Origin of the sequence: Herbaspirillum sp. BH-1 (genome assembly GCF_002870055.1) — a bacterium.
Classification (GTDB): Bacteria; Pseudomonadota; Gammaproteobacteria; order Burkholderiales; family Burkholderiaceae_D; genus Herbaspirillum; species Herbaspirillum frisingense.
Genome location: NZ_PKOI01000017.1, coordinates 1 through 20,283, shown reverse-complemented (window position 1 = coordinate 20,283; position 20,283 = coordinate 1). Strand labels below are relative to the sequence as shown.

The 20,283-nt window shown below is 63.7% G+C and carries 21 protein-coding genes; 12 read left to right on the top strand and 9 right to left on the bottom strand.

Annotated features, from left to right (window positions below; translation table 11 throughout):
- The first annotated feature begins 6 nt into the window (after nt 1-6).
- Nucleotides 7-1,341: a DUF2863 family protein gene (locus tag HBH1_RS19355; protein WP_102664025.1), complete on the top strand. Its 1,335-nt coding sequence runs from the start codon at nt 7-9 to the stop codon at nt 1,339-1,341.
- On the opposite strand, the gene HBH1_RS19350 is transcribed toward HBH1_RS19355, so the two are convergent.
- Complete coding sequence (locus tag HBH1_RS19350; RefSeq protein ID WP_102664024.1) at nt 1,338-1,661, bottom strand: hypothetical protein; 324 nt, start codon at nt 1,659-1,661, stop codon at nt 1,338-1,340. The two genes, HBH1_RS19355 and HBH1_RS19350, sit on opposite strands and share 4 nt — an antisense overlap.
- A 427-nt stretch (nt 1,662-2,088) precedes the next feature.
- On the opposite strand from HBH1_RS19350, the gene HBH1_RS19345 reads away from it, so the two are divergent.
- Nucleotides 2,089-2,934: a transporter substrate-binding domain-containing protein gene (locus HBH1_RS19345; protein WP_006463395.1), complete on the top strand. Its 846-nt coding sequence runs from the start codon at nt 2,089-2,091 to the stop codon at nt 2,932-2,934.
- A gap of 144 nt (nt 2,935-3,078) precedes the next feature.
- Here HBH1_RS19345 and HBH1_RS19340 read toward each other — a convergent pair whose 3' ends face one another.
- The 4 genes from HBH1_RS19340 to HBH1_RS19325 are packed head-to-tail and all read right to left on the bottom strand — an operon-like array spanning nt 3,079 to nt 5,014.
- Nucleotides 3,079-3,270, bottom strand: coding sequence for a hypothetical protein (locus tag HBH1_RS19340; RefSeq protein WP_102664023.1), 192 nt, complete (start codon nt 3,268-3,270; stop codon nt 3,079-3,081).
- Complete coding sequence (locus tag HBH1_RS19335; protein WP_208399336.1) at nt 3,270-3,533, bottom strand: hypothetical protein; 264 nt, start codon at nt 3,531-3,533, stop codon at nt 3,270-3,272. The genes HBH1_RS19340 and HBH1_RS19335 overlap by 1 nt, the downstream gene beginning before the upstream one ends.
- 22 nt (nt 3,534-3,555) lie before the next feature.
- Nucleotides 3,556-4,338 (bottom strand): amino acid ABC transporter ATP-binding protein, encoded by a 783-nt coding sequence (locus tag HBH1_RS19330; RefSeq protein WP_006463392.1) that lies wholly within the window; start codon nt 4,336-4,338, stop codon nt 3,556-3,558.
- A gap of 10 nt (nt 4,339-4,348) precedes the next feature.
- Nucleotides 4,349-5,014, bottom strand: a complete 666-nt coding sequence (locus HBH1_RS19325; RefSeq protein ID WP_006463391.1) for an amino acid ABC transporter permease — start codon at nt 5,012-5,014, stop codon at nt 4,349-4,351.
- A gap of 377 nt (nt 5,015-5,391) precedes the next feature.
- Between HBH1_RS19325 and HBH1_RS19320 the strand changes: the two genes are divergently transcribed.
- A complete protein-coding gene (locus HBH1_RS19320; RefSeq protein WP_102664021.1) occupies nt 5,392-6,174 on the top strand; it encodes an SDR family NAD(P)-dependent oxidoreductase in 783 nt (260 codons plus the stop codon).
- A gap of 71 nt (nt 6,175-6,245) precedes the next feature.
- Nucleotides 6,246-7,511, top strand: a complete 1,266-nt coding sequence (locus HBH1_RS19315; protein ID WP_102664020.1) for a D-amino acid dehydrogenase — start codon at nt 6,246-6,248, stop codon at nt 7,509-7,511.
- A gap of 22 nt (nt 7,512-7,533) precedes the next feature.
- On the opposite strand, the gene HBH1_RS19310 is transcribed toward HBH1_RS19315, so the two are convergent.
- Nucleotides 7,534-7,974 (bottom strand): hypothetical protein, encoded by a 441-nt coding sequence (locus HBH1_RS19310; RefSeq protein WP_102664019.1) that lies wholly within the window; start codon nt 7,972-7,974, stop codon nt 7,534-7,536.
- A 255-nt stretch (nt 7,975-8,229) separates the two neighbouring features.
- Here HBH1_RS19310 and HBH1_RS19305 point away from each other — a divergent pair, with 255 nt between their 5' ends.
- Entirely contained in the window at nt 8,230-8,805 is a 576-nt protein-coding gene (locus HBH1_RS19305) for a cell division protein FtsI (protein ID WP_102664018.1), read from the top strand.
- Between the two features lie 113 nt (nt 8,806-8,918).
- Here the strand turns inward: HBH1_RS19305 and HBH1_RS19300 are convergent, their stop codons facing one another.
- Entirely contained in the window at nt 8,919-9,584 is a 666-nt protein-coding gene (locus tag HBH1_RS19300; RefSeq protein ID WP_006463385.1) for a flagellar basal body L-ring protein FlgH, read from the bottom strand.
- 290 nt (nt 9,585-9,874) lie between these two features.
- Between HBH1_RS19300 and folE the strand changes: the two genes are divergently transcribed.
- The gene (gene folE, locus HBH1_RS19295; protein ID WP_102664017.1) at nt 9,875-10,624 is read left to right on the top strand and encodes a GTP cyclohydrolase I; all 750 of its coding nucleotides are present in this window, start codon (nt 9,875-9,877) and stop codon (nt 10,622-10,624) included.
- Nucleotides 10,625-10,626: 2 nt separating this feature from the next.
- Nucleotides 10,627-11,052: a BLUF domain-containing protein gene (locus HBH1_RS19290; protein ID WP_006463383.1), complete on the top strand. Its 426-nt coding sequence runs from the start codon at nt 10,627-10,629 to the stop codon at nt 11,050-11,052.
- Nucleotides 11,053-11,126: 74 nt separating this feature from the next.
- On the opposite strand, the gene HBH1_RS19285 is transcribed toward HBH1_RS19290, so the two are convergent.
- Nucleotides 11,127-12,371 (bottom strand): HD-GYP domain-containing protein, encoded by a 1,245-nt coding sequence (locus HBH1_RS19285; protein WP_102664016.1) that lies wholly within the window; start codon nt 12,369-12,371, stop codon nt 11,127-11,129.
- A 329-nt stretch (nt 12,372-12,700) separates the two neighbouring features.
- Nucleotides 12,701-14,128: an MFS transporter gene (locus HBH1_RS19280; RefSeq protein WP_006463381.1), complete on the bottom strand. Its 1,428-nt coding sequence runs from the start codon at nt 14,126-14,128 to the stop codon at nt 12,701-12,703.
- 240 nt (nt 14,129-14,368) lie between these two features.
- Between HBH1_RS19280 and HBH1_RS19275 the strand changes: the two genes are divergently transcribed.
- The 5 genes from HBH1_RS19275 (at nt 14,369) to HBH1_RS19255 (ending at nt 19,779) form a co-directional block, all read left to right on the top strand.
- Nucleotides 14,369-15,613: an ArgE/DapE family deacylase gene (locus HBH1_RS19275; protein ID WP_102664015.1), complete on the top strand. Its 1,245-nt coding sequence runs from the start codon at nt 14,369-14,371 to the stop codon at nt 15,611-15,613.
- Between the two features lie 191 nt (nt 15,614-15,804).
- Nucleotides 15,805-17,283, top strand: coding sequence for a HAMP domain-containing sensor histidine kinase (locus tag HBH1_RS19270; protein ID WP_006463379.1), 1,479 nt, complete (start codon nt 15,805-15,807; stop codon nt 17,281-17,283).
- Nucleotides 17,273-17,773 (top strand): hypothetical protein, encoded by a 501-nt coding sequence (locus tag HBH1_RS19265; protein ID WP_006463378.1) that lies wholly within the window; start codon nt 17,273-17,275, stop codon nt 17,771-17,773. The genes HBH1_RS19270 and HBH1_RS19265 overlap by 11 nt, the downstream gene beginning before the upstream one ends.
- A gap of 49 nt (nt 17,774-17,822) precedes the next feature.
- Nucleotides 17,823-19,205, top strand: coding sequence for a sigma 54-interacting transcriptional regulator (locus HBH1_RS19260; RefSeq protein ID WP_102664014.1), 1,383 nt, complete (start codon nt 17,823-17,825; stop codon nt 19,203-19,205).
- A 232-nt stretch (nt 19,206-19,437) separates the two neighbouring features.
- Nucleotides 19,438-19,779, top strand: coding sequence for a BON domain-containing protein (locus tag HBH1_RS19255; protein WP_102664013.1), 342 nt, complete (start codon nt 19,438-19,440; stop codon nt 19,777-19,779).
- Nucleotides 19,780-20,283 lie beyond the last annotated feature (504 nt).

Genomic DNA, 20,283 nt, shown 5'->3' with positions numbered 1-20,283 from the left:
GAAGACATGAATCAAGCCAAGCGCCCCTCCGGCAAATCACCCTCGAACGCAGCCCGGAAACCGGCTGCCAGCCAGCCCCGCCCGCCGGCCAAGCCGGTCGCCCAGGGCCCGGTCCGCGACAAGCCCCGCACCCACGTCTCCACCGAAGCGGCACGTCGGCGCCAGCATCAGGCCCACGCGGCCTCGCAGAGCCTGGACGAAGACGAACTGCGTGTGCAGCAGATGGTGGCCCTGGCCAGCGCCGTGGCCGCCAGTGCGCCAGACCGTCGCGGTCGCCGTACCGGCCAGGATGAGCTGGAGCGCATGGTGCGCAATACCCTGCGCGAGCGCGACGACGATACCCTCTACGAAGCACTGGAACAATTGCGCTACGACGATCAGCGTGGTCATGCCTTCCTGCGCGAGGTGGTGGAAGAGGGCGCGGACATCATCGTGCTGCGACGGGGAGAGAAGGAGCTGGAGATCAACGCCTTCCTGATCCCGCTGCTGGTGCGCACCCGTGGCGGCCTGAAGGAAGCGCTGGCGCTGGCCGATGGCGATGCCTTCGATGCGCTGCGCACCAGCCTGCAGGAGGCCGGCCTGGAAAGCCCCGGCGCGCGCGTGGTGCTGGTCCACCATCTCTATCATCCTGAAGAAATCAATGCGCTCAGCTTCAGCGAAGTCGAGGCCATGAACCGCGACGCCTTCGCCTCGCTCACCGACAAGAAGATACTGAGCGTGCCGGCCATCGAGCGCAGCATGCGCGGCTGGCCGGAGAGCGCCTTCGGAGCTGACGATGAGGCGCTCGAATTACGCTTCCTGCTGGGCTTCGCCTTGAAGGATGTGGACGATCCCTTCTATGCCATTCCGGCGGAAGAGGCGGCAGCCGATGCCTATTTCGAAGCGCGCGCGCAGCGCTTCCGCCAGTGGAGCGAGCAGATCACGCCGCTGATGCAGCGCTGCCTGACCGGGCAATCCGGGGAGGCGGCGCAGTGCCAGCTGCACTTCCTGTACCAGGACCTGTTCCACGGTGCCAAGCAGACCGGCAATGCGGAATATCGTACGCTGCAGATGCTGTCGGAACTGGAGGCTGGGCTGGCGCAAGCAGGTGCGCAGGCCGCGCAGGCCAGCGCCTTCTTTGCCATCGACGATGCAGAGGGCGAGATCCAGCTGCAGGTCGTGCTGCGGGGCGCGCAGGGACTCCTGGCGCGTTCGGTACAGCCTGTCGACGGGGATGTGCAGGTCGCCCTGTTCGATGCTGCCGATGCCGTCGCTTCGTTGGGTGTGGCCGCAGTGAAGCTGGCCGAGGCGATCGACCCCGATGGCCAGCCGCTGCGCGAGCGCGATTTCCCGAAGGCCTAGTCCAGCAGCGCCTGCAAGCTCACGCCCGTGGGCTGGCAGCGAAAATACAGGTCCACCTGCATCGGCCGCCAACCGCGCACCAGCTGGCGCAAGTCGGCCTGCATCTGCTGCCGGCCGCAGAAGTCGCGGGCCTTTTCACGCGCAGCTGCGGTGAGGGCAGGAATGGACATGGTGTAGCTCACACCCGTGGCCGAGACCTGATAGAGCTCGTCCTGTCCGGCGCTGACTTCGCTGAAGTTGGCGCAGCCGCCCAGGGCGACGGCGCTCAGGCAGGCGAGCACGATGCCGCCCCTACGCTGGCTGGTTTGTTCAATACGCATGAAATCCCCCCGTTGACTGGTCCTCGCGTGTGTGTGCATGGCAATCGTGGCATTGCCGTGCGGCATCGATGCGAGAGGTCCCAGATTAAGCTTGTGGGTTTCCGTGGAGCGCCGGCCTTACCCGTTTTTACCCGGATGGCGTGGCTGTAAGAAAATCTTCAACCCGGCTTGCACGTATGCGCAGGCTGTCAAATTTCGTTCAACGGTGTGAGGCCGCCACTGTCTGTGCGGTAGCCGGGAAGATTTTCCTGCCTGCTGGGAGGCAGCCCCACTCGGGTCCCTGCTGCCGGCAATTGCCCGGGCGGGCCGCCTGCGGCTGGGCTAAAATCGTCGACGCCGTCCGGCGTGGGCCGGGCGCAGACCACTTGCGCAACGCTGCCGTCCACGCGGCGGCCGCGCCATCCGCCAAATCAGGGAGAACAGAGAAATGACCAACCGTCGCAGTTTCATCACCAGCGTGGCCGGCCTTGCCGCTGCCAGCGCGATTCCGAATGTCTTCGCCCAGGCCGCCGCTGCGACCGGCTCGACCGAACCGACCCTGGCCCGCGTGCAGCGTACCAAGACCCTGCGTATCGGCGCCGTGCGTGGTGCTGCGCCTTACTACAACAAGGATCTGGCCAGCGGTGAGTGGGGCGGTTTCATGATCGATTTCGCCAAGAGCCTGGCGGCCAGCCTGAACGTCAAGCTGGACATCACCGAAACCACCTGGGGCAACTCGGTGCTGGATCTGCAGACCCACAAGATCGACCTGTTCTTCGGCATGAATCCGACGCCGGCACGCCGCGAGGTGATCGGCTTTACCGAACCGCTGTTCCTGAATGCCTTCACCGTGGTCTCCAAGAAGGAATTCAAGACCTGGGCCGACCTGAACAAGCCGGAAGTGAAGATCGCCGTGGACATCGGTTCTTCGCACGACCAGATGATCAGCCGCGTCTGTCCCAACGCCACCATCGTGCGCCTGGAAAAGGCCGACGATGCCACCCTGGCACTGCAGACCGGTCGTGTCGATGCGCAGGTGCTGGTGTGGCTGCTGGCGCTGAACATCCTGAAGAAGAACCCGGCGCTGGGCAAGATGTACGTGCCGCAACCGCTGGAAGCCACCTCCACCAACATCGGCGTCCCCAAGGAAGAAGACAAGGCCTGGGTCGAGACCATCAACAAGTGGATCGTGGCCGAGCGCGCTGCCGGCAAGATCAAGCCGACCGTGCTGGGCAACCTGCAGAAGCTCTCCGGCGTGAAGCCGGAAGATGTGCCGCCGCAGATCCCGCTGTAAGTACAGGCCGGCGTCCCGCACGCCAGCACTCGGACCGCACCAGCGATGGTGCGGTTTTTTTTTTGCCTGTGCAGGGCCGGGTTGAGAACTTTGCTTGATTCGGGGGAGGGGTGGAACTGCCCGTCGAAGGCCGGGCGTTTGTCGTCAATTGAGACGTTTGAATTCGCTGGAGCGGATCACCACTTCCAGCAGGGTCTCGAGCCTGATCATGCGCTCGGTAAGGTTCTCTATCTTGGCCTGTTGCTGGCGGATCGCTTCGCTTTGTCGCGTGACCTTGTCTTCCAGTTTGATGATGGCGGTCAATGCCGTCCACAGCCGCCCGGTGAGACCGAACATCAGGACCTCGCCGCGCTGATCTGCCGTTGCGCCTCCAGTGCCGCCAGGCGGGCGTTGCTGGCGGCAACAAAGTCCAGCGTCTCATCGATGGCGGCACAAGCCCGTTCGGCAGCCTGCCGGGCCAGGCTGGCCAGTTCGCCCAGCGCCTCATCCATCTGTCCGCCTTCGTAGGCCAGTGCGCCCTTGCACATCAGGTCCGGTACGTCCAGACCGAGCCTGCGCGCCTTGGCGGAGATGACCAGCTTTTCATGAGTTACGTTCAACGTAATTCAATGTAACTGGTAGTCAAGCATTGAAACGTGACAGGAAGGCCTGGGTCGCCGCCTGCTGCGGATTGTCGATTACCTGTGACGGCGGTCCGGCTTCCACCACCACACCGTCGCGCATGAAGACGACCTGGTCCGCGACTTCACGGGCGAAGGCGATTTCGTGGGTGACCAGGATCATGGTCATGCCATCGGCGGCCAGGCTGCGGATCACGTTGAGCACTTCGCCCACCAGTTCCGGGTCCAGTGCCGAAGTGGCTTCGTCGAACAGCATCACGTCCGGTTGCATGGCCAGGGCGCGGGCGATGGCGACGCGCTGCTTCTGGCCGCCGGAGAGCTTTTGCGGATACATGTCGGCACGGTCTGCCAGGCCGACCTTCTGCAGCAGTTCCATGGCCTGCGTGCGAGCCTGTGCCTTGGGCGTGCGCAGTACGGTGACCATGCCTTCCATCACGTTCTCCAGCGCCGTCATGTGCGGGAACAGGTTGAAATGCTGGAACACCATGCCGGTGCGGGCGCGGAAGGCGGCCAGTTCACGATCCTTGGGCAGGCGCGACTTGCGACCGTCGAATTCGAAGTGGCGCTCGCCGATGCGCACCGCGCCCTGGTCGGGCACGGTCAGCAGGTTCAGGCAGCGCAGCAGGGTGGACTTGCCCGAGCCGGATGGCCCGATCATGGCGACCACGCTGCCCTTGCCGATCTGGATGGAGATGTCCTTGAGCACCACGTGCTCGCCGAAGGCCTTCTTGAGATTGCTGATCTGGATCATCGCGTTGGCGTTGTTGTTGACCTGGGTGTTCATCCTGTTCTCCTCAACCATGCTGCGCCGACAGGCGATTTTCCAGGCGCTTGGCCAAGATGGTGGCCGGCAGCAGGATGATGAAATAGATGATCGCCACCAGCGTGTAGATTTCCAGCGGACGATAGGTTTCGTGGGCGATGATCTGGCCCTGGTACAGCAGGTCCGGCACGGCCAGCACCGACAGCAGCGAGGTGTTCTTCAACTGCATGATGGACTGGTTCACCAGCGGCGGGGTCATGCGCTTGAAGGCTTGCGGCAGGATCACGCGCTTCATCAGCTGGAAGCGCGTCATGCCCAGTGCCCAGCCGGCTTCGGACTGGCCCAGGTCGATGGAGACGATGCCGCCGCGGATGATCTCGGAATAGAAGGCGCCGCCGTACAGCGCCAGCGACAGCATGGCGGCGGTGCCGGCCGACATCTCGATACCCAGCAGCACCGGCAGCGCGTAGTAGAACCACACCAGTTGCACCAGCACCGGGGTGCAGCGGAACACTTCGACGAAGGCGCGCAGCGGACCGGAGATGAAGGGGTTGGTGGACAGCCGACCCAGACCGACCACCAGGCCCACCAGCAAGCCAAGGGCAATACAGGCAACCGTATAGCTCAGCGTATAGACGAAGCCGATGCCGATGATGCTCCTGAATTGCCAGAGCGAGCCGAAGTCCCATTGATACATCTGTGTTTTTCCTTGGTTACGAAACGCGTGATTCCAGCGAAGGGCGGGGGCCGGCTCCGTGGAAGAGGGATGCCCGCATCGCATGCACGAACCATGCCCTGTGCGCCCGGGGCGCATGCAGGCATGGGTCAGGTAGAAGGTCGGACATGGGAAGGGGCGTCATCACATGGACCAGCATGGCCGGTGGCGCATGTCGTGAATCCTGCAAATCCGGCCATTGTAATGGAGAACGGTCGGCCGGCGCATCGCGCAGGACAGCAATCGACAGCCCGCAAGCCCACGCCGCGACTGGCTTTGGCTAAAATGGCGGGATTGCGCTGACGTGCATTCACGTCAATTCCCGGCATCCGGGAACGCGCCTTCTTTTCTTCAGGACCATGAGCGCATCTTCCCCGGCCATCGATGGCGAAACCGTCCGTACCATTCTCATCACGGGCGCTGCCCGCGGCATTGGCGCGGCGGTCGCCACCACCGTGGCCGCGCCTGGCGTGGCCTTGATCCTCCATGCACGCAGCGACTCCCCCGAGTTGCAGGCGGTGGCGCAACACTGCCGCGCTCTGCGTGCGCGCTGCACCCTGGCATTGGGCGACCTGGCCGATCCGCAGACCGCCGCACATCTGCGTGATACGGCGCTGCTGCAACACGGTCGGCTCGATGCGCTGGTGGCCAATGCCGGCTTTGCCGATCGCAAGCGCATCGGCGAGCTCTCCGAGGCGGACTGGTCGCGTTCGCTGGATGCCTTGTTGAGCGGCTTCTTCCGTCTGGTCACGGCGTGCCGCGAGCCGTTGATGGCCAGTGGACAGGGCAGGGTGGTGGCGGTGAGCTCCTTCGTGGCCCACGTGTATCGGCTGGGTGAATCGGGCTTCCCGGCATCGGCGGCGGCCAAGGCCGGCATCGAGGCGCTGGTCAAGTCACTGGCGGTGCAACTGGCGCCGGCAGGCGTGACGGTCAACGCGGTGGCGCCGGGTTACGTTCAGAAGAGTGATCCGGCCAAGTCGGCCATCGATCCGGCAGCGTGGCAGGCGGCATTGGCGCGTATTCCCATGCAGCGCCTGGGCCAGCCGCAGGAGATTGCCAACGTGATCGGCTTTCTGCTGAGCCCAGCGGCGTCCTATGTCACCGGCCAGGTGTGGCATGTGGATGGTGGCCTGACGCTGTAGTGCACATGCTGTCATCCACGAAATAATTTATAAGATTTACGTCATTCATCTTTCTTCGAGAAGTCCAAACCATGCGCATCATCGTGCTGGGCGCCGGCATCGTCGGCGTCACCACTGCTTATTTCCTCCGCGAGCGCGGCCATGAAGTGGTCGTGGTCGAGCGCCGCGCCGAAGTGGCGGCCGAGACCAGCGTGGGCAATGCCGGACACGTCTGTCCGTCCTACGCCACGCCCTGGGCCGCACCGGGCATGCCGGCCAAGTCGCTGAAGTGGTCGGTGCAGAGCTGGCTGGGCATCGAGGCGGCGCTGCGCTTTACACCGCGCCTGGATGCGCACCAGTGGAAGTGGCTGCAGCGCTTCCTGGCACAATGCACGCCTGAGCGCTATGCCATCAACAAGGCGCGCATGGGGCGTCTGGCGCGCTACAGCCACGGCCAGTTGAAGCAGATCCGCGAACGCCTGGACATCCGCTACGAACAGACCACTGGCGGCAACCTGCAGCTGTTCCGTACCCAGGAGGGATTGGACAATGCTGGTCTGTCGACGCGGGTGCTGGCCGAAGCGGGCGTGCCTTTCGAATTGCTGGATGCCGATGGCTGCGTGGCCTTCGATCCCGGCCTGCACGCAGCGCGCCACGAGCTGAAAGGGGGCCTGCTGTTGCCCCTGGACGAGACCGGCAACTGCCCGTTGTTCGCGCGCGCCCTGGCGGCCTGGCTGCAGGCGCATGGGGTGGAGTTCCACTTGTCCACAGAGGTAGAGGCCATCGAGGTGGCCGGTGGTCAGGTCAGCGGCGTGCGCACCAGGAACGCCACGCTGCGCGCCGATGCCTACGTGGTGGCCTGCGCCAGTGCCTCGGTGCCGATGTTGAAGCCGCTGGGCCTGGACCTGCCCATCTATCCGGTCAAGGGCTATGCCATCACGGTGCCGGTGGCCGACCCTGCCAGCGCGCCGCGCAGTGGCGTCATGGACGAATACTACAAGGTGGCCATCACCCGCATGGGCCAGCATATCCGCGCCGCCGGCACGGCCGAGATCGGCAGCTGGGACACGCGCGTCACGCCGCGCGATTGCGCCACGGCGCTGAAGTCGCTGAAGAATCTTTATCCACAGGGCGCCGACCTGGCCAAGGTGGAATACTGGGCTGGCCTGCGACCGATGACCCCGGACGGTGCGCCGCTGATCGGTGCGACCCGTTATCCGAATCTCTGGCTCAACGCCGGCCATGGTTCCAATGGCTGGACCACGGCCTGCGGTTCCTCGCGCCTGATCGCCGACAAGATATCGGGCGTGGCCAGCGAGATCGAGAGCGCCGACCTGGAGCCGCAGCGCGTGATCTGAGTGGAGCGTCGCCGGGCTGGCGTCAGCGATCGAACAGGGCGTCGACGTTGGCGCCGTTGCTGAAGGTGCTGACCGCCCAGCCGGTCGGCGCCTTGTAGAAGATGAACATCCAGGGGATGGCCTGGCGCTCGGTCTTTTCGATGTAGGTCAGCTTGATGAGGGATTCACCGACCTTTTCCGAACGGATGAATTCATAGCCGACCGAATTGCCGACCAGGGCTTCGATGGCCATGCGCGAACTGCGGGCGTTGGTGCGGGCGGTTTCAAAGGCGCGGATGTCGACCAGCGCATACGGCGAGAGCATGCCGTAGGCGTCGTCGGTACGGCCGGCACCGGCCTGGGCCATGACCTTGTCGGTCAGGGCGCGCACCTCGGTTTCGGACTTCAGGGTATCGGCCTGCGCGGCCGGCAGTACGACCAGGGCCAGCGCGGCCAGCAGGGTGCGGGGGATGAAAGCGGACATGGAAATCTCCTTGTGGGCATGGCACAGGTGGCCACAGCCGGCTATTGTGCCAGCACCGTGGGCCATGTTGCATCCGTTCGTGCCGGCGCGGCTTTGCGTCTTGCTGCCTGCTGTTAAGCGCGCAAGCGGCCAGCGTAAATACAGGTAAAACGGAACAGTCGCCCTGCCGTGCGCCGCTATGATGGGCAGCCTGTGATCCGGCCACCCGCGCCATGCGGGATGCGGCACATCGGATTGCGCTCGGGGGAGAGCATCATGCGCACCATCATCACTGCCACCTTGCTGGTTTCATCGCTCGCGGGTTGCGTCGTCACTTCCGGTAATGCCCTGGTGGATGCCGTGGGCCTGGTGGGCTCGGCGGCGTCCAGCGTCAAGGCGATGACGCCCAACACCACCCAGAATCCCATCGTTTACAGCAAGGATCCGATCCGCGATGTCTGCATCGAGTGGAATGGCTCGGTGGCCCTGAGCGATTTCGTGCCGGGCCTGCAGGGCGAGCTGCAGAAGCACGGGGTGCAAAGCCGGGTCTATGATGCCGGCACCCAGTCGCTGGCCTGCCCGGTGACCTTGAGTTACGTCGGTTACGTCAAATGGGATACCAAGGTCTTCACCGATGCCTATACCCCCTATCTCACCTATGCCGCGCTGACCCTGCGGCGCGATGGTCGCGTACTGGGTACGGCGCAATACCGGCTGGGCTCCTTCGGCCAGGACAAGTGGGCGTCTGCCGGTGACAAGCTGGCGCCCCTGATCGATGCGCTGTTCCCGGGCAATCCCATCGTGGCGGACAATTCGCCGGACAACATGCGCGGTGCCGCCAACGGTTTCTGAGAAAAGGGGCGGGGCGTTCGTCTGGCCCGTACATCCAACGCTATCCAGTACACAATGAAAAACGGCAAGCCAGGCTTGCCGTTTGTCTTTTGTTGCCTTCGCTGTCAACGTGCTTACCAGATCGTCAGCAGGCGGCGGAAGAAGTTGCCATCGGTGCTGGCGTCGGCAATGGAGCCGCCGCCGACCTGTTCCAGCCGGGCATCGGCGACGTTGGAGGAGGCCACGATGCCGCCCCGGATATCGCGTGTGCGCACCACGCCCGAGAAGCGCAGCGTGTTGATGTTGCCGTTGACGCCGATGCGTTTTTCACCGGCCACCACCAGGTTGCGGTTGGGAAGCACTTCGACGATGGAGACCATCAGCGTGCCGCTCATGGTGTTGGTATTGCTGCTGTCACCCGACCCCTTGAAGGTGTTGTTGCCGGAGGCCGAATAGTTGGCGTCGTAGAGCTGGGTGAACAGGCCGCCCAGCGGTGCGCCCGAGCCGGGTCCCTTCTGCGTGAGGGAGCTGTCACGGCTGTTGTTGGTGGCGGCCTTGTTGCTGCTGCTGATCGACTCGGAAATGTCGATCTTGATGATGTCACCGACGTTGTAGGTGGTCGGCTCTTCGAATAGCTGGGCGCTGGAGACGCGGAAGATGGCGCCATTGTTTTCCACGTTGGGCACCTGATAGGCAGGGCGTACGCTGGTAGGTCCGTTGACCATCGGTGCCGGGCTGTTGCAGGCCGACAGCGAAACGGCCAGCGCGCAGGCGCCGGCAAGGCGAAACTGGAATGACATGACGATCCCCCCGTTGGACGGCCTGGCTGGATGCCCGGCGCGCGTGGCCACCGACGCCGTTGCAGGCGTGGCAGCACTGGCAGGGATGATGGTGGGTAACGGTGTAAGCAGCGGTTAGGTCCTTGTAAAGTGCGGTAAACAATCTTCAACGAGAGTTAAGTGCAGACCTTGCGAGCCGGTGGATTGACCCGGGCTTGACGCAGGTTGGGCGGCAATGCGGTCGCGCATTTCCGTGCATAATGGCGCCACCCCCAACTCTGCGATCCCGTCGTGCGTGATCGCATACCATCATGGCAACAGAAAAAAACCAGGCCGCGGTGAGCTCCGAGGCAGCCGCAGCCGCACCGACGATGCATGATCAGTTGGTCTCGGCCCGTATTCGCCAGCGCATCAAGGCGGCCGGCGTGCGTTTCCACGCCAACGACAATATCGCCGCCTTCATCAAGGAGGGTGAACTGGAGCAGTTGCAGGCCGAGGTGCAGTCCAAGCTGGCCGCTGTCCTGGAGAGCCTGGTGATTGATGTCGAGAGTGACCACAACACCCAGGACACCGCCAAGCGCGTGGCCAAGATGTACCTCAATGAAGTCTTCAAGGGCCGCTACCAGGTGGCGCCGCCGGTGACCGAGTTTCCCAACATCGAGCGCCTCAACGAGCTCATGATCGTCGGCCCCATCACGGTGCGCAGCGCCTGCTCGCACCACCTGTGCCCGATCATGGGCAAGGTGTGGGTGGGGGTGATGCCCAATGAGCATTCCAACCTGATCGGCCTGTCCAAGTATGCGCGCCTGCTGGAGTGGGTGATGAGCCGTCCGCAGATCCAGGAAGAGGCGGTCTCGCAGGCGGCCGACCTGCTGATGCAGAAGCTGCAGCCGGACGGCCTGGCCATCGTCATGGAAGCCGACCACTTCTGCATGCACTGGCGCGGCGTCAAGGACGTGGAGTCGAAGATGATCAACAGCGTCATGCGTGGCTCTTTCCTGCGTGACGCCAACCTGCGCCGTGAATTCCTGGCGCTGATTTCTCAACGTCAACGAGGTTAATCATGCTGGTTCGTCTGATCTATGCAAGCCGCGCACGCGAGACCATCACCCACGAGACCATCGAAGGCATCCTGGCGGCGTCGCGTCAGCGCAATCCGCAACAGGGCATCACCGGGGTGCTGTGCTACAGCGATACCATCTTCGTGCAGGTGCTCGAAGGCGGACGCGATCAGGTCAACCGACTGTACGGCCGGCTGCTGGGCGATGCGCGACATCAGGACGTGATCCTGCTGGCCTATGAGTCGATCGACGAACGCCAGTATTCCTCCTGGACCATGGGCAAGATCCGGCTGGACAAGATCAATCGTTCCCTGCTGCTGAAGTATTCGGTCACCGGTGAACTCAATCCCTACGAGGTGTCCTGCTGTTCCACCGTGGCACTGTTGAATGAGCTGGCCTCGACGGCGGCATTTGCGCAACGTGACTGAACCGGGTTTGCGGCAGTACTGACATAGCAACGGCGCCAGGGACGAAACTGGCGCCGTTTCTTTTTGGGCAGGCCCTAGAGCAGGTCGATGCTGGGCAGGCTGCGGATGCCCCACTTGGCCGGGTCGGCGTAGGCGACGATCTTGTCGCTGCCGTGCGCGAGGTCGACGATGTCGGACTTCAGCGGCATGCGGCTGGTGGTCGAGTAGAACACCTTCACGCGCGGCGTGAGCAACTGGTCCGGACGCTGGTCCACCACCACGCCCAGGCGACCCGACTGCAGGATGACGCAGGAGCCGGTCGGGTAGATGCCGATGGCCTTGACGAAGGCCTGCATCGTCACCGGGTCGAAATGCCCGGCACTGCTGGCCATGTGGCGGATCGAACGGGCCGGGTCCCAGCCCGCCTTGTAGGGACGATTGGAGGTGATGGCGTCGTAGACGTCACATACCGCCCCCATCTTGGCCATGATGGAAATACCGTCGGACTTGAGATTGAAGGGATAGCCGCTGCCATCGATCTTCTCGTGATGGTGCAGCGAGACATCCAGCGGAACCTCGCCGATGCCTTCGATCTGCTGCAGGATGCTGTGGCCTTGTACGGTGTGCGAACGGATGGAGGCGAACTCTTCTTCGGTCAGCTTGGCCGGCTTGTTGAGGATGTCCAACGGCACGGCCATCTTGCCCACGTCATGCAGCAGCCCCGCCATGCCGGCCTGCTTGGTCTGCTCCTGCGTCATGCCCAGCTGGTTGGCCAGGGAGATCATCATGGCGCAGACGGCCACCGAATGCATGTAGGTGTAATCGTCAGTGGTCTTCAGGCGGGCCAGACTGATGAGGGCGTCGGCGTTGCGGGAGACCGAGGAGGTGATCTCGGTGACCAGCTCGGCGGCATCCTTGACGTCCACCGCCTTGCCCATGCGCGCTTCGGAAAACATGTTGAGCACGGTGGACTTGGAAGAGGAAATGATGCGTGCCGCACGTTCGCGCTCGACCACGGATTCGGTGCGCTGGACCGGCTTGCGCACGGCCACGGCGGTATCAGCCGTGTGGCTGGCCAGTGCGACCACTGCGGTAGGGTCATGCTCATGCTCTTCGTGAGCATCTTCCGGGTCTTCTTCCAGGTGGTCCGGCGCGATGTCGCGGCCCTTGGCGGTATCGATGGTGACCTCGTCGACCGGACAGTCGCGCAGCGTCTGCAGGTCTTCCAGGCTCTCGATCTTGAAGGATTTGCGCCAGAAAGGATGACTGATCCATCCCCCGGGGATGGAGTGGACATACATGCCCAAACGCAATTGTTCTAAGGCGATTGATTTCAACATATCGAATTCAGGTCTGTGCCTGTCACTGTTTCCCGCACTGAAAGCGGTTCGATTTCCCTGATGAAATGACGCCAATTATTGGTAGTGTCTCCTACGTGGCAGACTCGCTTGCATGGCGAAGCTGTCTGAAATTATCGTAACAGAATGCGTTTTGCTTGAGGTTGATTAAGCGGGAATTCCGGGCTGAAATTTCCGTTTGCGTTCGCCAATGTTGGCGCGTGGAAAAGAGTGAGAATGCAGCGTCCGCCGAAGCTGACAAGATGCTGAGGAAGGATAGCCGCCGCCTGAGAATCCGGCAGGCTGCGGCCGTGAGGAATGGTGAGAAAAACTTATTTTTTCAACGGTGGTGCGTAGGGATTCTTGGTCAGCAGGCGCAGGAAGCTGGCAATGCATGCGACCCCCGCAAAGGCGGCGCCGAAGCCCAATGCCAGGCGCGAGCCTTGCGTTTCGGAAAGATTGAAGCATAGCGCGACCAGCGCTGCGCCCACGCTTTGACCGAGCAGGCGGGCTGTGGCCACGATGCCGGATGCGCCGCCACTGCGATGGGGTGGCGCACTGGTCATCAGCGCTTTCAGGTTGGGTGACTGGAAGAAGCCGAAGCCCATGCCGCACAGAAGCATGCGCCAGCTGATTTCCCAGACGGTGGGTGCGGCCGGCATGAAGGTCATCGACAAGAGCCCGGCGCACAGCAGCGCCAGACCGACGCCACCGAGGATGCCGACCGGATAGCGGTCCGACAGGCGTCCCGCGATGGGGGCCATGATGGCCACGGCCACCGGCCAGGGCGTCATCAACAGGCCGATCTCGACCTGGCTGCGTCCCAGGTCATGATGGAAGAAGAAGGGGAGCGAGACGAAGGCCAGGCCTTGCGCGGCGAAGGAGCAGATGGCAGTGACCGTCGAGAGTGAAAACATCGCATGGCGGAACAGGTCCACCGGCAGCATCGGCGCCGGATGCGACAGTTCGCGCTTGAGCAGGAACAGGCCGCAGACAATGGCGGCCGCCAGTTCCAACCCGACCACGCTGGCCTGGGCCTGGTGCGCGCCTTCGCCGATGGCCAGGATCAGCAGGCCGAAGGCGGCGGCGTTGAGCACTGCGCTGCGCAGGTCGAAGGTATGGGTGGACAGCGTGGTATGCGGCAGCGAGGGCAGGGCCAGTACCACCGCCAGCACACCCAGCGGCACGTTGACGGCGAACAGCCAGGGCCACGGTGCGATGGCGAGGATGCCCGATGCCACCGAGGGACCCACTGTGAAGGCGATGGCGACGATGAGCGTGTTCAATCCCACGCCGCGGCCCAGCGAGCGGGTCGGATAGATGAAGCGGATCAGCGCGGTGTTGACACTCATGATGCCGGCCCCGCCCAGTCCCTGGAGAAAGCGTGCCATCACCAGCGTGGGCAGCGACCAGGCTACGGCGCAAAGCAGGGAGGCTGCGGTAAACAGCACCAGTCCCCAGACATAGATACGGCGATAACCGACGATCTCGCCCAGCGCCGCCAGGGGCAGCAGCGACACCATCATCGCCAGCTGGTAGGCGGTCACGATCCAGACCGAGGCGGCCGGCGTGGTGTTGAGGTCCAGCGCCATGGCTGGCAGGGCGGTGTTGGCGATGGCGGTGTCGAGCGTGGCCAGGCCGACGGCGATGCCCAGCGCCAGGATGGCGCGGCCGCGCTGGTCGGGCGGCAGGCCTTCCCCTGCGATGACGATGTGGTGTTTGGGATCGGTGGCGCCGGGGGAGGAGGGCAGCGTGGACATGGGTCTTGGGTATCTGGCGAAGGAGTGCGTGCTGGCATGGCACCGGTACCGGAGCTCTGCCGCCGCTTGTTTGCTCTTGGAATCCTGCAATGAAGACAGGTGCAGCCCGGCTGGGCAGCGCCGCACAATGATAGCGGGGAACGTGCAAGCGCGCTGGCGGCGGTCACGAGCGGGGCGGCTGCGCTATGATGGCGGTTTGCGCTGGCGTGGCTGGCGCGTTTTGATCACGGAGTCATCAGCATGTCCAAACAGCAGTTGTCGGAGCGCCTGTGCGCGTGGATCGATCAGCATTTCGACGAGGAGGTCGGCGTGCTGCAGCAATTGATCCGCATCCCCACCGATACGCCCCCCGGCAACAATGCCCCGCACGCCGATGTGGTGGCCGAGCTGGTGCAGGCCTGGGGCTGGAATGCCGAGAAGTTTCCGGTGCCGCAAGAGCAGGTGCGTGACTATGGCATGCAGAGCATCACCAACCTGATCGTGCGCCGCCCCTATGCCGAGGGCGGCCCGACGCTGGCCCTGAATGCGCATGGCGACGTGGTGCCGCCGGGCGAGGGCTGGTCGCATGACCCCTACGGCGGTGAAGTGGCCGATGGCCGCATCTATGGCCGGGCGGCGGCGGTCTCCAAGAGTGACTTCGCCAGCTATATCTTCGCTACCCGCGCGCTGGAGGCGCTGGGCGCTTCGCTGCGCGGTGCGGTGGAGCTGCATTTCACCTACGACGAGGAGTTCGGTGGCCTGCTTGGCCCCGGCTGGCTGCTGGAGCAGAAGCTGACCCGGCCGGATTACGTGCTGGCGGCCGGCTTCAGCTACAACGTGGTGACCGCCCACAATGCCTGCCTGCAGTTCGAGGTGACCGTGCATGGGCGCGCCACCCACGGCTCCATGCCGGAGACCGGCCACGATGCGCTGCAGGCCGCCAATGCCGTCCTCAATGCCATCTATGGCGCCTTGCCCGGCCTGAAGGACATCCGTTCCTCCATCCCCGGTATCAGCCATCCGACCATGATCGTCGGCCGCATCGATGGTGGCACCAATACCAATGTGGTGCCGGGCAAGGTGGTGCTGAAGATGGATCGTCGCATGATCCCCGAGGAAGACCCGGCGCAGGTCGAGGCCGGCGTACGCAAGCTGATCGAGGATGCGGTGGCGGGGCTGCCGGGCATCCGCGTGGAAATCCGGCGCCTGCTGCTGGCGCGTGCACTGCGCCCGCTGCCGGGTCACGAGAAGCTGGTGCGGAGCCTGCTGCGCAATGCCGAGACGGTCATGGGCGAAACGCTCACCACCAACGGCTCGGCGCTCTATACGGATGCCCGCCTGTACGGCGAGCATGGCATCCCGGTGGTGCTGTTCGGCGCGGGTCCGCGCACGCTGATGGAGTCCAACGCCAAGCAGGCCGATGAGAACCTGGCCCTGGACGACCTGCGCAAGGCCACCAAGGTGGTGGCGCTGATGCTGCTGGACTTCCTCGGGCCGCAGGACTGAGTGCGACGCCTGGCGGGCGCGAATTGAAGTTGCCCGCCGGGAAGTTGGCCGGATCGCCGCCGGATCGACAAATGATTACAATGTGTGCCCGCGCGCTGATGGCCGACGTTTCCTGTCGGCATCTTCCGGGCCGGGCGGCTTCCTGCTTGCCCGGGTAACGAAGCAAGTCTTGAGGGACCGAGATCAATCGCATGTTGAACGCCATCGAGCACACCCATCCGCCCCCATCGGCAGCCACGCGCAAGCCCGGCTATCTCGGCTTGTCGTTCCGCCAATTGCTGCTGGCGGCGTTCCTGCTGATTGCGGCCCTGCTCAGCGGTACCTCCATCCACGCCCTGTTCACGCTGGACCGCATGTCGGCCAACAGCCGGGACACCGCCCGGCAGGCGGTGCAACTGACCGAGGCGGCACAGCGCCTGGCCGAGCGCACCGTGGCCATGGAGCGCAGTGCGCGCCAGTACCTGGTGCTGGACGACGCCGCTTTCCACGACCGTTTCAACGAAGCGCGCGACCAGGCCCGGCAGGCGGTGGGCGAGCTGTCCGACGCGTTGCCGATGGCGCCGCGGGAAATGTTCAGTCAATGGGGCCTGTATGTCGATGAAGCGGCGGCCGTGCTGGAAGCCGATTCGCGCAAGGACAAGGGCGAGCAGGCCAAGCTGTTCCAGGACTTCGCCCGCCTGCCGGCCCTGAACGAGCGCATCGCGCTGGAAAGCCGGCGCGAGGTCGATCGCCGCAACAATGCCTTGTCTGCCGCTCTGGAACAGCAGCGCCAGCTGCTTACGGCCCAGGTGGTGGGCGCCATCGTGCTGGCGGTGTTGCTGGCGTTCTGCTTCGGCCTGTGGCTGTCGCGGCCGATGGCACGGCTGGAGCAGGCCATCGGCCGCCTGGGCGACAATCGCTTCGATCAGCCTATCGACGTGCGCGGCCCGGCCGACATCCGTCGCCTGGGTCAGCAACTGGACTGGCTGCGCCAGCGCCTGGCCGATCTGGAGGCCGAGAAGTCGCGCTTCCTGCGCCATGTTTCGCATGAACTGAAGACGCCCTTGTCCGCCTTGTGCGAGGGTGCGGCGCTGCTCGATGACGGCGTGGCCGGCCAGTTGAGCGAGAACCAGCGCGAGATTGCCCGCATCCTGCGCCAGAATACGCAGTCGCTGCAGACCCAGATCGAGGACCTGCTGCGCTATAACGAGGTGTCCTTCGATGCCCAGCGCATCCATCCGGTGCCGGTCGACCTGCGCGCCTTGCTGCACAAGGTGATCGATGACCAGCGGCTGCAATGGCTGGCGCGCCAGCTGAAGGTGGAGATCGAAGGGGCGGCACGTACCGTGGTGGTGGACCCCGAGAAGATGGCCATCGTGCTGGCCAATCTGCTTTCCAACGCCGTACGCTTCAGCCCCGAGGGCGGGTTCATCCGTTTCATGCTGACCGAGGCGCCGGGCCTGGTGCGGGTCGAGTGCATCGATCAGGGGCCGGGGGTGGCGCCGACGGACGCGGCCCGCATCTTTGAGCCGTTCTATCAGGGCCTGCACCAGCCTCCGGGCGCGCGCCGTGGCAACGGTATCGGCCTGTCGGTGGTGCGCGAGTATGTGCAAGCCCATAGTGGCAAGGTCTATCTGGTTCCGCGCGAGGGCGGGGCGCATTTCCGAATCGAGTTGCCTGATGAAAAATAAGATCCTGATCCTGGCTTCCTGCATGGTGCTGGCGGCGTGTACGGCGCAGCCGCAAGCACCCACCTCGACCGTCCAGCTCATCCAGTCCAGTAGCAACATCGACGAACTGCTGGCCTATAACGCCCAGTTGCGCAAGATGTCGCCGGCCGAACTGGGGCGCGAAGTGCAACGTTTGAACGCCTATCCGGCCGGCCCTGCCACGACGGTACGCCGTGCGATGGCGCTTTCGCTCACCCGGGACCCCATCGATCTGGCCAAGGCCGAAGCCCAGCTATGGAACGTCATGGCCGATCGCAGCGTCGAAGCGGAGAAGCTCAAGCCGTTGGCGCAGTTGCTGGCAGGTCATTATGCTGATCTGCGCCGGGTGGCCGACAATGCCGAGAAGTCCTCGGTGCAACTCAAGGAAGCGCAGCGCAAGGTAGACCAGCTCAATGACAAGCTGGAAGCGCTGAAGAACATCGAACGGACCCTGCCGGCCGGCGGCAAGTAAGGCCAGCGCCGTCGGGGCCCGTTCCATTTTTACTGGAACTGGAGTCCCGATGGGAAAAACTGCCCCCCTGATGCTGGTCGATGATGATCCCGACCTGCTGCGCCTGTTGACCCTGCGCCTCAACGCCAGCGGTTACCGCATCCTGGCCGTGGAAAGTGCCGAGGCTGCGCTGGCGCAGTTGGCCATTGCCTTGCCGGCACTGGTGATCACCGATGTGCGGCTGCCGGGGATGGACGGCTTGGCGCTGTTTGCGGAGATCCGCAGCCGCTATCCGGCCCTGCCGGTGATCCTGCTGACCGCGCACGGCACCATCCCCGATGCGGTCGATGCGACGACCAAGGGCGCTTTCGCCTATCTCACCAAGCCTTTCGATGGTCATGTGCTGCTGGATAAGGTGGCCCAGGCGCTGAGCCTGTCCGCACCGGCCCAGGAAGCGCCGGACGAGGCCTGGCGCGCCGATATCATCAGCCGCAGTCAGCGGGTCGATGAGCTGCTGGCCGAGGCGCGCCTGGTGGCAGCGTCCGATGCCAGCATCCTGATCCGTGGCGACAGCGGCACCGGCAAGGAGCTGCTGGCCCGTGCCATCCACCGGGCCAGCCCGCGGGCCGACAAGCCGTTCATCGCCGTCAATTGCGGCGCCATTCCCGAGCAACTGCTGGAGTCTGAGCTGTTCGGCCACGTCAAGGGCGCCTTCACCGGAGCGGTCGAACATCGGGAGGGGCTGTTCCAGGCGGCCGACGGCGGCACCCTGTTCCTGGACGAGATCGGCGACATGCCCATGGCATTGCAGGTCAAGCTGCTGCGCGTGCTGCAGGAGAAGACCGTGCGCCAGGTGGGCGCCAACCAGTCCGGCGAGGTGGACGTACGGGTGATTTCCGCCACCCATCGCGACCTGGAGGCGGCCATGACCGAAGGTCAGTTCCGGGAAGACCTGTATTACCGGCTCAATGTGGTGACCTTGCAGTTGCCCGCCCTGGAAGAGCGGCGCGAGGATATCGCCCTGCTGGCCAATCATTTCCTCAAGAGCATCGCTGCCAAGTATCCCAAGCGCCTGACCGGGTTTGCACCGGATGCGCTGGAGGTACTGAGCCTGGCGCACTGGCCGGGTAATGTGCGGCAGCTCTACAACGTGGTGGAACAGGTGTGCGCGTTGTCGACAGCACCCTTGATCCCCGCCACGCTGGTGCAGCGGGCATTGAGGGTGCCGACCCTGGACCTGCTGCGCTATGCCGAAGCCAAGCAGAAATTCGAGCGAGACTATCTCGTCCGTCTGCTGAAGCTGACCGATGGCAATGTCTCGGATGCGGCCAGGCTGGCTGACCGCAATCGCACCGAGTTCTATCGCTTGCTGCAAAAGAACGGACTTGATCCGCGACGCTTCCGCGGCGGGGAGGAGCCCGTCGTCATGGAGCGACAGGATGGACCCCTTTGAAAACAAGGGCTTACGTGGAAGAGGCCGGTGGCACGTCGTGGCAAGCCGACGGAAACGAGGGGTTTGCTGCATGGGTTGAGCCTGTTTCCACCCACTTGAATTTCTAAGTGATTGATTTAAAAGGAAGATTTTCTGCTGGCATGGCCTTTGCGACTAGGGCTGCAAGTGCTGCTCTATATAGAGACTTTCAGAGCAGAGTCGGAATGAGTGAATTGACTAAAAGGAGAACGCCATGAAAAAGACCTTCGCTTCCCATCTGCTGGCCGCCAGTCTGTTGGTGATGACTGCCGCGCCTGCTGTCCATGCTGCGGATACATCGCGAGCCGCGGCTCCCAGCGTCCAGAAGGCCGGGGCTTATATAGACGACTCGGTCATTACCGCCAAGGTCAAGGCGGCATTGGTCGAGGACAAGCAGATTTCCGCCATGAAGATCAGCGTCACTACCAAGGATGGCGTGGTCACCCTCAAGGGGGCGGTGCCCAGTGCCGAGCTGGGGCAGCATGCCTTGCAGTTGGCAGCCGGCATCGAAGGGGTGCGCGACGTCAAGAGCGACCTCACTGTAAAGGCCGGATAAGCGCGCCAGGTGGGGGCGCGATTGAGACCAGCGCCTTCGCCGAATCCCAATGAAGAAGAGAGCGGGCCGTCCCGTCAGGGATGGCCCGCTCTCTTTTGGGTTCATCGATTCGCGCCGTGGAGGTCCTGTAATCCATGATGGGCTTGGGTTTGCGGGCGATTGTCCCGGACGGCTTCCCGGCTTGGCTAAATTATTTTCGAATATTTTTCAAAAAGTGCTTGCGCGGTGTTGGGGGCGTTGCTATAGTTCGCCCCCTGCTGACGCGACACACGAAGCGAAGTTGAAAAACGAAGCGACGAAGGTGGGCGAAGCAGGTGAGTAGTGAAGCAGTTTGAAGTACGTTTTAAATGGAAGTAGTCGAGCGGTAGTGAAAAGCGAGACGAAAAAATTTAAAACGGATCGCAAAAAAGTAGTTGACGCGATGAACTAACTGCTACATAATCTCGTTTCTCTGCTGCTGACGAACACAACGATTCGCAGCGATGCAAACAGCGCCAGGCGCGT